General features: G+C 43.4%; 9 protein-coding genes. 2 read left to right on the top strand and 7 right to left on the bottom strand.

The window, feature by feature from the left end; translation table 11 throughout:
* Positions 1-132: 132 nt before the first annotated feature.
* Positions 133-1,500 carry a choice-of-anchor B family protein gene (locus RIB15_RS04205; protein ID WP_350200900.1) on the bottom strand — a complete coding sequence of 456 codons (1,368 nt, stop codon included), beginning with the start codon at positions 1,498-1,500 and terminating at the stop codon, positions 133-135.
* 198 nt (positions 1,501-1,698) lie between these two features.
* On the opposite strand from RIB15_RS04205, the gene RIB15_RS04200 reads away from it, so the two are divergent.
* Together RIB15_RS04200 and RIB15_RS04195 are read left to right on the top strand one after the other, a co-directional pair.
* Complete coding sequence (locus tag RIB15_RS04200) at positions 1,699-2,223, top strand: TIGR03546 family protein (RefSeq protein WP_350200899.1); 525 nt, start codon at positions 1,699-1,701, stop codon at positions 2,221-2,223.
* A gap of 4 nt (positions 2,224-2,227) precedes the next feature.
* Complete coding sequence (locus tag RIB15_RS04195) at positions 2,228-4,072, top strand: TIGR03545 family protein (protein WP_350200898.1); 1,845 nt, start codon at positions 2,228-2,230, stop codon at positions 4,070-4,072.
* Positions 4,073-4,185: 113 nt separating this feature from the next.
* On the opposite strand, the gene RIB15_RS04190 is transcribed toward RIB15_RS04195, so the two are convergent.
* The 6 genes from RIB15_RS04190 to RIB15_RS04165 form a co-directional block, all read right to left on the bottom strand.
* On the bottom strand, positions 4,186-7,071 hold the full coding sequence (locus tag RIB15_RS04190; RefSeq protein ID WP_350200897.1) for a Calx-beta domain-containing protein: 2,886 nt from the start codon (positions 7,069-7,071) through the stop codon (positions 4,186-4,188).
* Between the two features lie 159 nt (positions 7,072-7,230).
* The gene (locus tag RIB15_RS04185) at positions 7,231-8,898 is read right to left on the bottom strand and encodes an FAD-dependent oxidoreductase (RefSeq protein ID WP_350200896.1); all 1,668 of its coding nucleotides are present in this window, start codon (positions 8,896-8,898) and stop codon (positions 7,231-7,233) included.
* 95 nt (positions 8,899-8,993) lie between these two features.
* Entirely contained in the window at positions 8,994-10,379 is a 1,386-nt protein-coding gene (locus RIB15_RS04180) for a sensor histidine kinase (RefSeq protein ID WP_350200895.1), read from the bottom strand.
* Positions 10,379-10,636, bottom strand: coding sequence for a UBP-type zinc finger domain-containing protein (locus tag RIB15_RS04175; protein WP_350200894.1), 258 nt, complete (start codon positions 10,634-10,636; stop codon positions 10,379-10,381). Before RIB15_RS04175 ends, RIB15_RS04180 begins: the two co-directional genes overlap by 1 nt.
* Before the next feature lie 10 nt (positions 10,637-10,646).
* Positions 10,647-11,171, bottom strand: coding sequence for a DsbA family protein (locus RIB15_RS04170; protein ID WP_350200893.1), 525 nt, complete (start codon positions 11,169-11,171; stop codon positions 10,647-10,649).
* The gene (locus RIB15_RS04165; RefSeq protein WP_350200892.1) at positions 11,168-12,736 is read right to left on the bottom strand and encodes a cation:proton antiporter domain-containing protein; all 1,569 of its coding nucleotides are present in this window, start codon (positions 12,734-12,736) and stop codon (positions 11,168-11,170) included. The genes RIB15_RS04170 and RIB15_RS04165 overlap by 4 nt, the downstream gene beginning before the upstream one ends.
* Between the last annotated feature and the right edge of the window lie 55 nt (positions 12,737-12,791).

Below are 12,791 nucleotides of genomic sequence, written 5' to 3'. Positions count from 1 at the left end.
TATCCTTTTATCTCAAAAGAACCAACACTTCGGTAACATGTAGTTAACATGGCTTGTGCCTTAACCGTACGATGCGCAAAATGAGGGACGATCCAGATATAAATGTAAAGTCTGAAGTGGTATCAGTAAGAATCAGTCCAGATTTGGACGAACGATAAATAAGCCTGTTTCTATATCACTCAATACAACCATTCCGCTTTCAAAAAACGGGTAATTGCTCCAGGTGCCTTTAAAGGAGGAAAGGTCGGTTTGTGGCTGGGTGTCAAAATAAGCGACGCGTTCGAGATGGGCATTTTCAATCTCAGAAATATCAAGAATTTGAAGGCCAGAGTTATAATTGGTTTCGTATACGTATTTACCTTTCACATATAAGTTATGATCGATAGAAAAAGTATCGTGAGTATAATGACCAATAAAAACCGGATTCTGCAGGTCGCGAACATCCCAAATATATGTTTTAGTTTCTCTTCCAAGGTTGTTTTCATCATTTTCATCATTCATCAAAAAATATGAATGATCTTCCGTTAACCATCCCTGATGAGAGTAGTACATATCTGAAACCCCATTAAAACCGATAGTTTGAGTATTCTGCTTATCGGTGACATCCGCAATAACTACATTGCCTTCAGCAGAACTAAAGCAAACTTCTTTACCGCGGTGTTCAGTGTCTGGACCATCATATATGACACATTGGGAGTCATGGATATAACCGGGTGCGATATTGGGAGAAGATGGGGCGTCAGTTTCCGGGTCGATATAGCAACCTGCATAAGTTGGGTTTTTTGGATCTCTGATATCAATAATATGAAGACCTGAGCCATTTCGGCTTCCACATATTTCTGCCTGCGTTACCCCTGCTGCATAGGCAAACCCGGTCTCTTCGTTAATTACAATGTTATGTGCAGGACCAAATTGGTCATATAAAGCATCCTGTTGGAGATCTAACACCTCTCCATCATAACTTCTTAATTTAGTCAAATCCAACACCTGCATTCCATGAGGCTGGGCATCACTTACCACAAATGCGTGATTGTCGTACACTTTCACATCCCGCCACGAAGAGCCTTGAGCTATGGACTTGGATCGTGCTGTAGTGCCAAGACCCAAATTACAAGCAGGGTATTGGTCGAGAGGAAGAGCCTTATATTTTGCATTCAGATTTGACTCTGGAAGCCGGCCTACTACAACAGGATTCTCAGGATCGGAAATATCGACAAAAGACATTCCGTTTGTCAGCCCGACTAATGCATATTCTTTATCGGTTTGAGGATCGCTCCAGCCCCAAATATCATTTAGATAAACACCGGAAGAATCTCCACTCAATTCGAATACCGAAAGATGTGCAAACAAATCAACGTTGTCACACGCATAATCTAGCGCAGTTCCATTTTTGCATGGAAAGGGAGCATCATTTTTATCTTTGGAGCTGGAAAGATCACAGCCAGAAAAAAATAAACCCAAAACGGCAACTAAAATAGGTATAGATACTTGATTAGACATAGAGTGGAACTTTAGTGACCTGATATTCTCAGAAATATAAACGTTAAACATTCGAAAAACATGTTCAATTATAGCAGATAAAAGCAATCATATGCTATAACTTATTCTAAAAAATAATATTCTGTTTAAGTACCCGATAAGATTTTGACTGTTATTTCAATTACTTTCGGGTTGAATAAATTAATGTAAGGAGCAAATATGTTCTTGTTAATGCGATACATCGCCAAGCTGTTAAAGGCGTTGGCATCGGAGGCATCTCCGAGCCAAATAGCGGGTGGAATTATTCTTGGAATGATTATAGGGTTGACCCCGGTCTCTTCACTGCATAATCTGTTTATAGTGATTCTGATTTTGATGTTAAAAGTGAATATCGGCATGGCTCTTCTCTCGTTCACCATTTTTAGCGGAATAGCATATCTGGCGGACCCTCTATTTCATAGTTTCGGAATTTGGCTGCTCGAACTGGAAAGTATGCAGCAAACCTGGACGAATATGTACAATAATGAGTGGATCGCATTAACAGAATTCTATAACACCGTTGTAATCGGGAGTCTTGTCACTGCAATTCTGCTTTGTATTCCGGTTTTTCCATTGGCCACATATGGAGTTGTTCAGTACCGGGAGCATATTCACGCCAAAATTCAGAAGTGGAAGGTTGTACAGGCTTTTAAGGGCACGAAGTTCTACAGTATTTATCAAACAGTAAGCAGGGTGAGGGGATAAGGCCATGAGAATAGGTGGAATAATTACGGTTTTAGTATTGGTTGGAATCGGCTTTGCCGCTGTATTTTTTATTACTGATGACTGGGTGGAAGAGCAAATTGAATATCAGGGGAGCATTCTAAACGAAGCTAAAGTAGAGCTTGATGGTTTTGACTTCAGCTTGCTGGATCTGCACATTAAGTGGAACCGGTTGCAGGTGGCTAATTCCAACAATACGATGCAGAATACTTTTGAGACTGGTGAAACTGAATTCAGTATGGAATTCTGGCCTTTAATCCTTCGCAGTAAAGTGATCGTTGATAATGTAAAGATGACGGGCTTTCAAATGGATACCGAACGGGAAACGGATGGCTATTTTGAAATACCGGAAGATGTAAAGAATGAAGAACCCGGCTTTTTGTATAGTGTGGTTAGTCAGGTGACAAGCGAAGCCAAAAAGAATGCCGAGGTTAAATTCACAGATGTAAGAGACGACCTGAATGTAGACAGCCTGATGGCTAAGGTTAATATTCAATCAGTTGATAAAATTGATTCACTACGGCAGGGAATTCAGAGGACATACACAAAGTGGGACAGCACCTTCAAGAATACCAAGGTGAATGAAGAAGTTGCCAAAGTTCGCACTACCGTTGAATCCATCAAGCCTAAGGAAATAAAAAATCCAAAGCAGGTAGTGGAAGCCATTGAAAATGTGCAGAAGCTTCGGAAGCAGGTAGACTCGCTCAAAACACGTGCTGAAAACCTGAAGAAAGAATTTGAGCAGGATTACGGAACCACCCGCAATGACCTGGGTCAAGTAGACAACTGGATCAGGGAAGACTACCAGCGGGCACTTAGTGTAGCCAAACTACCGGATTTGGACGTTCAGAATATTGGGAAAGCCTTGTTCGGGCAAAACCTGTTAGGGGATTATGCAGCCTATCTTGAATACGTGGCTATTGCCAGAGAGTATGGCAGTCGTTTGGTGGGTGAAGAGGATTCGGTTCAGGATATTCCAAGGTATGAAGGCCTCGATTACCATTTTTCAGATAAATATGATTATCCGGGATTTTGGTTTAAGAATATCGAGCTTTCCGGAAAAACGAAATCGGATATCAATATCTCCGGAACAGTAACCGACATCAGCAGCAGCCAGAAAAAGACCGGCAAGCCTGTGAAGTTTAATGTGCAGGGTCAGGATGAAAATGAAGTCGCACTGACGGTAAACGGGGAGTTTAATTACCTGGAAAAAGATCCAAAAGAAAGCTTCAGGGTGAATTATGCCGGTTTTACGCTTTCAAAGGCCAGGCTGTCCGGGTCTGATTTACTCCCCTATGAACTGAAAACCGGAAAGGGTGAGCTGAATGTGGAGATGAATATCATTGATAAGAGAATTGACAGTCGCATTGATTATATAGCCAGAAATATCAGCTTTGATTTTGCCGCTGCAGGCAAGCCGAAGAACCGGGTAGAATCCCTGATCCGAAATGCGATTGGCAGTACAAATCAAATTGATGTAGCTGCTTTGGTTGATAATATTAATGGCCCATTGCGGGTTCGGGTACGATCCAACGTAGATGACTTATTCATGAACGCGCTGAAGCAAACCGTAAGCCAAGAAGTGGAAAATGCGAAGCGTAAAATCAGAGCAGAAGTACAGAAACAAGTAGCCGGTAAAAAAGAGCAATTGGAGAGATTCAAGACTCAGAAAGAAGCTGAACTCCGTAAACGCTATGAAGAGCTTCAGGCTAAAGTGGACGAACAACTAAAAGTAGTTGAAGAGAAAAAGAAAGAACTCGAAGAGCGTAAGAAAGAGCTTGAAGACTCAGTGAAAGATAAAATCAAAGACAAGATTGGCATCGATTTTTAATCTGTCCTTAATTTTACAAGTCTATAGAAAGCGAATTCCTTTTTCTAAAATAGTTGTGTTGTCATGCTGAACTTGATTCAGCATCTGAATAGGCCCTTACGGTAACTTAGGATCTACTTCGACAGCAACATCTTCTGTGTGAAGGTGCGCTCACCTGCTCTTAGTTGATAGAAATAAACGCCACTTGAAAGGCCGGAGGCATCGAAAGTAGCCATATGTGAACCGGCGCTTTTCATCCCGTCTACCAGAGTTTCAACTTTTTGTCCCAGCACGTTGTAAACGGTCAGGGTCACATTCACCGCACCCTTCAGCTCATAGGTGATATTGGTAGTTGGGTTAAACGGGTTCGGGTAGTTTTGATGGAGTTTGAAGTCGTCGGCGATAGTTGGGTTTTCGTCTTCGTTGGAGGTTGTAATCTGCAATTCTTGTCCTTTATTCTCTGAACCCTTTGTTGAAGAATCAGTTATTGCCCATGAAAACTCATTATAAAACTGTCCTGTTCCCGTTAATGAAATTGATCCGTTTGTAGTAGATTCCGTTTCTATCACCCCAACATCGATACTTTCATAATCTTTGGCAGGCCCATCTGCGGCAACAAAAGTTCCGCCATAGGAAATAAATTGAACAACCTCCCCTTGTATAGACAGGCTGATACCATCAGGATCTCCATTTTGTAGTCCTTCGGTTTCTACATAATAGATCTGAAAACCAGCATAGTTAATTTCTTCAGCTAAAATGTCATCACCGGAGAAGGATGAATATTGCTCACCGTTATTTCCATTGTATAAAGTAATTAGTATATCATCTTCGTTTTGAGTTTTAGTTACTGAACCCAAGTTTGCTACAATTTCTACAAATTCGTTGCTATCAGCACCTGCATTCTGATAATGAAATTCATTGATCCAAAAGTCCATTAATTCAAATTGAGGCTCATCATCATTTCGAATGGTAACGGAAAGCGTGTCGATGATTCCAATTTCCGCATTGGAAGGGCCGCTGATACTTTCAATTGCCAGTAAAATGGTTTCGTTTTTCTCATATTCATCATCATCGGTAATGGTGATAGAGAACGATTGATTAGCTGATGAACCAGCCGGGAATGTCAGGTTTTGAGTGGTAAAACTCTCGAAGTCATTTTCGGTAGCCGTTCCGCCTGCTTGCGAAACCTGAACGGATGTAGCGGTTTCGGAATCAGGATTGGTAATGCTTAAAGAGACTTGTACCGTGCCATCACTTTCAAGAACAAGTTGCTCGGCCGCAGTGAAATCAACGAAGGTTGTTTCATTACCTGAGCCTGTACCTTCGATTGTTTGATTGGTGTTTAGCGATCCTTTAGTGTTCGTTTCAGTAAATTCCCAGCTGAAATCAGCATAACCGGAACCGGTGCCGGCCAGAGAAAGCGAGCTTCCAGCAGAGCTGTTTCCGGGCTGTTCAATTCCGATGTCCGTACTTTCCACATCCTGAGCGGGGCCATCGGCAGCGGTAAAAGTGCCTTCATAAGAAAGGAATTGAATGAGTTCGCCTCCGATATCCAGGCTCATGCCATCCGGGCTCCCATTTTGTAATCCATTAACCGGAAGATCTACATAAAAGAATGAAATACCGTTTTCAGCATCTCCGGCCGTAAAATCATTGCCTGAGTACGTGGCGTAAACAGAACCCCCATTTCCATTGTAAAGACTAAGCGTGACATCGGTCAGATCTGCGAATTCTGCATTTACCGCGATTTCCACAAATTCTCCCTGATCACCGCCATCATTATCGTAATGCATTTCGTTAATCCATGCAGCAGACGGTGTTTCTCCGTCGTTATCCCGAATCGTGATTTCAGCAGAATTAGCAGGACCTACAACCGCGTTCTGAGGCCCGGAAACGTCTTCCAATCCCAGAATAATGGTTTCATTACCTTCCTCAATCTCATCGTCGGTTAAGGTGAGGGTGACGGACTGCCGATCCAGAGAGCCGGCCGGGAAGGTAAGTGTTTGGCTGGTGAATGCCTGGAAATCTTCCCCTGAAGTAGCCGTTCCGCCGGAATAAACTACGTCAACAGTGGTAGCCGTATCTGCATTTGGATTGGTGATGGAAACTTCAATTTCAACCGAAGACTGACCTTCGTCAAAAGAAAGTACCGTTGCTGAAAATTCAACATTGGTCTGACTAATATCGCCTTCAAAATAAGCGCGTTCAATAAGTGTAGGGTCAATCACAAATGGATTGACTTCATTGCCTTGAATTTCTGCGATGGCACAGGTTCTATTGTATTCAGTTGTTGAAACAGCATCTACAGAGTTCCAGTTGCGAAGAAAGTCTTTCTGGATTTCAAAGAAAATAGGGTCTGCATTGTCAGCCTGAGTTTTGTACATGGTGTAGAAATAGAAAGCGGCTCGTGCGACATCACCTTTGGAAACTTCTCGCGGTTCCCAGCTGGCCGAATAGGAAGCATTGGGATGTGAATTTCTGTACTCGCTGTATTCATCAATTACATTACCATCGGGATTGGAAACATCCTGATCAAGTCGCCACCAGGTTTCAGTTTCCTGGTCTGGAATTTCATAAAACGGATGATTTCCTCTGGCGCTGTTAGCTCGCGAGTAAGCTGGAAAGAGGTGATGCATATCGGAACGAGCAGGCTCTGTTGAAGCTCCCTTACTTTGCGGCCAACTGTGTTCGGCGTTAATTCCTTTGTTAAATGCATCCGTACTGGGATCGGCATTGGGGTCTAAAACAATAGTATATCCTGTGTAAATACCGGTTAGTAGTGTATCATTTTTATTATCAATCTGGGAATAAAGGATATCCCGTGCATTATCGTAGCTGATGTTGTCGGTGGTTCCATATTCCTGAACCAGTGCGTCCAATAGTTCCTGACCTGAAAGTTCAGGAAAAATTTGAGTGCCTTGAGCGGGACAGCTTTGAGAGAATGCTGTAGTGGAGAAAAACACCGAGAACACAAAAATTAGAGATACTGCTTTTTGAATGATGGATTTTGGGTATGCCATTCCTTCCGGATTTGATGATAATGATTTAAAGAAGTGGTGACGGCACGATTTACGGTTGTGCCGGTGGAAGCTTCCCTGTCCTTATTACCGGGAATTACACATTATTCACAATATAAGATTTATAAGCGTGAGTAGGATAAAACTTTTGTTAAGGAATGATCAGGTGTTTGAGTCGGCCAGATACTCATGCACATACTTGATGGCCATCGAGCCTTCGCCCACAGCCGAGGCTACCCGGTTCATGGCACCAGCTCGTACATCACCAGCAGCGAAAATACCAGGAGAACAGGTTTCTAACAGATAAGGCTGACGGTCCAGCTTCCATGTTTTTTTGAAGTTATCATATCGCTGAAGATCTCTGCCGGTTTCTATGAAACCGCGTTCGCTTTTAATCACATTCGCTTTAATCCAGTCGGTATATGGGCGGGCGCCAATGAAAATAAAAAGTCCGTCAGCTTCCACATCGCTATGTGAATCTTCCTGATTATTATATAAAACCAGTTTTTGAAGTTTTCCATCACCACAGGCTTCTTTCACTTCAGTGTGGGCCATGACCGTGATGTTTTCTGTATCATCAAGCTGATGAATGAGATAGGAAGACATGCTGGAAACCAAAGATTCCCCACGAATCAGGATTTTCACATCTTTAGCAAAAGTGGATAAATACATAGCAGCTTGTCCGGCTGAGTTTCCTCCCCCCACGATATATACCTGCTTGTTTTTGAAAGCATGGGCTTCCGTCATCGCAGCGCCATAATAAATGCCAGCTCCGGTAAAATCTGAAATTCCTTTGCTTTCCAGTTTGCGATAATTTACGCCGGTGGTTACCACCACTGCCTTCGCATTAATCTCAGAACCATCGGCCATTTTTACGGTTTTGTATTGATCGGTGAGGGATATGTCGACCACTTCCTGTGGCGATAGAAATTCAACGCCAAAACGTTTGGCCTGGGTGATGGCTCGTCGGGCTAAATCAGAACCGCTAAGTCCTTTTGGGAATCCGAGATAATTTTCGATCCTGGAGCTTGTACCCGCTTGTCCGCCGGGGGCCCGTTTTTCAATGAGCAGTGTTTTTAACCCTTCGGAACCTCCATAAACGGCTGCGGCAAGTCCGGCCGGGCCGGCGCCGATAATAGCCACATCATAGATATTTTCATTCGCGGTAGGACTACGGCCAAGTTTCTCGGCAATGGCTTTGGGAGAAGGCTCAATAAAATGACTTCCATCCTCAAAAAAGATAGCCGGAAGGTCGTCATTACTGATTTCATAATCCTTCAGCAGATCGGAGGCTTTGTCATTGGTTTCAATATCGAGCCAGCGATAGGGAATCAGGTTCCCTGAAAGATAATCCTTTACAGCATGTGATTTAGGCGAGTATTGATAACCAACGAGGCGGATTCCGTGAAACTCGGGTTTGAAGTTCGCCAGCCATTCATCCAGCTGATCGTCGAGAATGGGGTATAGTTTTTCTTCGGGAGGATCCCAGGGTTTCAGTAAATAATAATCAAGCTGCACCTCATTTATGGCTTTGATAGCGGCTTCCATATCAGAGTAAGCGGTTAGCAACACCCGCTTGGCTTCGGGGTATATTTTTCTGGCCTTCTCCAGAAATTCAACGCCCATCATTTCGGGCATCCGCTGATCGCTGAGAAAGAGCGCTACTGTTTCTCCTTTTTTCTTCAGGTTGGGTAAAGATTCCAACGCCTCTTTGCAGGAGTCGGTGCTCATAATCCGGTAATCGCTGCGGTATTGGTTGCGCAAATCTCTCGTCACCGCACGGAGGACCTGTGCATCATCATCAATTACAAAAATTATCGGTTTACTCATCCCTGCGGGAATTAAAAATTCAAAATTAAAAATTAAAGACGAAACGGTATAAAATTGTTGAGACTAATTTTAAGTTTTTCATCTTTAATTTTGAATTACTTGAGTGGGAAACAGAGTTCAAAAATAGTTTCTCCGGGTTTGGATTGAACTGAAATAGTTCCATCGTGTTTATTCACAATTTTCCGTACAAAATCGAGCCCAAGTCCGGTTCCCTGTCCTACTCCTTTGGTTGTAAAGAAAGGATCAAAAATTTTTGTTTGGATGTCTTCCGGAATTCCGGCACCATGATCTTTAAAAAAAATTCGGAGGTCGCCGTTTTTCGTTTTGGCAGAAATCTCGATATGGCCTTCTTTCTCAGAAGCATCCACCGCGTTGTCGAGTAAATTCATCCAAACCTGATTTAGTTCACTCACAAAACCACAAAATTCAGGCAAATCATCAGGAATGCTGACATCTACAGAAATCTGTTTTTCCTTAATCTTATGATTCAAAATGCTGAGGGTACTTTTCAACAACTTATCAAGGTCAACCGGTTCTTTTTCATTTGCCTGATCCATATGAGAATAGGTTTTTACAGAAGAAACAAGGTCAGAAATCCGGCGGGAAGCATCTTCTACTTCTGCAATCATTTTCTCAGTTACAAACACATCTTCAATCCATTTGAATACAGGTGAAAGCATGGCTTCATCCCCGATATCCTTGATTCTTTCCAGTGCCTCCTCATCAAATCCATGTTCGGCAAATGTTTCTGCAAGCTCATAAGCTTCATCAATACCGTGCTCTTCCATCCAGTCGGCCAGTTCGTCTTCGAGAGAGGTTCGCTCCATCAAAGAGAGGGAGGGAGTCTGGGTATTCAGCTTATCAAAAATCACTTTATTAATGGCATCTACCTGTTCGCTGGCAAGATTGAGTTCCATCATGCCCTTGAATTTCTCCGGTTTGGCATGAAGGTTTTCCTTCAGCGAAATAGCACTTCTAACCATAGCTGAAGCCGGATTGTTTAATTCATGTGCCAGTCCGGCTGAAAGTTTCCCAAGCGCCAGTAATTTTTCATTTTGCTGTTGCTGAGTTGTGAAATGGCGAATACGGTCGGAAAGCGCATGCACAAACGACTCAATTAATTTATAATGAGATGCTACGTCCGGGAATTTATCTTCATGTGTAATCAGAACGGTAGATTCTTCCATAACAGTAACATAGGCGAGGGAAGATTGAAGTCTTGAAAAAGGAAGTTTTCCCGTCAGGTCTCCGGCTTCAAAAGAATCAATTACGGTGAATTGTTCTCCGCGCTTGAGCTGGAGACGGATATTTCCTTCCAGCACCAGGTACATCTTGTTAATCTCATCCCCGGGTTTAATAATGACTTCATCAGGTTGATAGGTGCAGATCTCAGAAAGTTCTACATAAGCCCGAAGCTGGTCTTCAGGAACCTCTGCAAACTGAGGAAAAGATTTAATGCCTTTTACGATATAGTCGTTCATCAGGGCCTCACGAATTGTTCGTCAATATAACACCAGCGCCATTCCTCACCCGGCTCCACAGAACGGATGATGGGATGTTTTGATTCTTCGAAATGGGCACGGGCGTGTTTGTTTGGAGATGAGTCGCAACAGCCCACATACCCACAGGTCATGCACATTCTCAGGTGAACCCACGAACTTCCCTGTTCCACACAATCCTGACATACATCGGCAGAGGTGTTGGTAACCTTGATCATATCTTTGTGTGAACAAGCCATAGGAGTTTATTTAGTTTAGGAATGTATCAACAAAAGCCTTCAGTTGTTTATAATCCAGTTCGCCGGAATATCGCTCCCCGTTCACAAAAAAAGCAGGGGTGTCGTCAACTCCGCTTCGAACACCTCCGCGAAAATCGGTAGTGACACGTTTGGCATATTCATTGGTGGTTAAATCTACTTTGAACCGGTACAAGTCCAGCCCGATGTCTTCTGCAAAATCAAGGATTCTGCTTTCACTAAGTGTTCGGTTATGTTCAAAGAGAAGGTCGTGCATTTCCCAGAAACGATCTTGTGCACCGGCACATAAAGCTGCTTCAGCGGCCAGCTGTGCATTCGGGTGTTTTTTACGGAGCGGAAAGTTTCGGAATACAAATTTCAGACTGTCGGAATAATTTCTGAGTAACATCTGGGCAAACCGATATCCCATGCGGCTGTAAGGGCATTCATAATCCCCATATTCCAAGAGGGTGATTTTAGCATCAGATGCCCCCCGGGCGTAATCCTCCTCTGATATTTGGTTGAATAAATTGCTCATCGGTCGAAAGTCAGGTTTAAGGAAGTGCTTTCTGAGCGACCTTCTTCAAGACTAAGTTCAGCCAGTTTTTTACCAGCCTGAGACATAGGCAGACAAACGGCTGTTGCCCCGGCTTCACGAAGAGCCTTGTGCTCATCACTTCTCATGGTCAACGCTACAACATCTCCCTGATAGCCATATTGACGCAGTAATTTAGTGGCTTCTACTTTTGTGCCGGGATTTGGGATGGCCAGCATGATAGCTTTCACATTAGAAAGATTGATATTTTCCCAAAGCTCAGGGTCACGGGCATCACCATAAACCACTCGCCTTTTGCTTTGAATGTTTTCTTCGATTTTGGCCGGGTCAGCATCCATTCCGATTACTTTATGTCCATAATATTTTAAGTATTCGTAGGCTGATGAACCGGCTTGTCCCATTCCGACTACAAGATAATTGGCACTCCCAAGTGATATGACTTGCTGCCCGGGATGCTTGACATCACGTTCGTATGTAAGAAGTGAGAGTTCAAAACGGCTCCATAATGCATTTACATTAGCAGAAAGTGGTGCATTGATGGCATAGGAAACAGCCACAAGCAGGGCAAAACTGGTTACAACGGTTTCAGGGATGAAGCCTCCCGAGACAGCCACAATTCCGGCAATCAGGGTAAATTCACTGTATGAGGTCAGAGTTGTGGTTACTAAAAATGAGTTTCTGGAACGCAGCTTAAAGCCCACCAGCAAAAAGAAGTACAGTACAGATTTAATGGGGAGTAAAGCCAAAATCACCAGGCAGAAAATCAGCTCATTATACCCGGGCAAACCGGCAAGCCCTACTTCCAGGAAAAATCCAACGAGGAAGGCTTCTTTAAGCCCCCATAATTTATGAGTAAGCTCATCGGCTAACTTATGTCCGGAAAGCAAAGCACCAGCAACCAATGCTCCCAATTCAGATGAAAGGCCAACTACTTCAAAAAGCGCGCCTCCTCCAATAGCTAAAATAAGGGCGAATAAAAGCTGAAGTTCATCATGTCCGCTGGCAACGAGTGCTTTAATTAATAGTGGCCGGAAAAGAGGCAGAGCCAGCAGGGCTAAACCCCAGATTGAAGGAGCGCCTCCGCCAGTTAAAGCAAGCAAAGCAATGGCTACGATATCCTGCAAAATCAAAATACCTATGGAAACCCTTGCGTGGAATGCTCCTAACTCACCGCGATCTTCCAAAGCCTTGGCTGCAAGTACGGTACTCGAAAAACCAAGCAGGATACCGATGATGATAGATTGTGTAAGGTCGAACCCAAAGAATGATGCAATCAGCGCAAAAATACCTGCGGTCAGTGCCAGATGGATTCCTCCCGCACCCAATACTTCAGGTCGTAAAATACTCTTTAGCCGAAGATGTAACCCAACAGTAAAGAGTAAAAACAATACGCCCAGGTGTCCGATTTCGTGGAGCGTATCAGTGGTTTCAAATCCGAAAAGAGACAAGGCTATACCAGCGCCTAAAAAACCTACCAACGGCGGCAGCTTAAGTCGCGATACAGCCATCCCTAAAATATAAGCTGCCGCCAGCCAAAGAATTTCCATTTTTGTGAATTAAAGATTCAAAATGAAAAATTAAAAATAGGCTTCCGGTCAATTT

Origin of the sequence: Gracilimonas sp. (genome assembly GCF_040218225.1) — a bacterium.
In the GTDB taxonomy this organism is placed as follows: domain Bacteria; phylum Bacteroidota; class Rhodothermia; order Balneolales; family Balneolaceae; genus Gracilimonas.
Note: the sequence above shows the minus strand (reverse complement) of the source record. Positions and strands in the feature narration are given on the sequence as shown.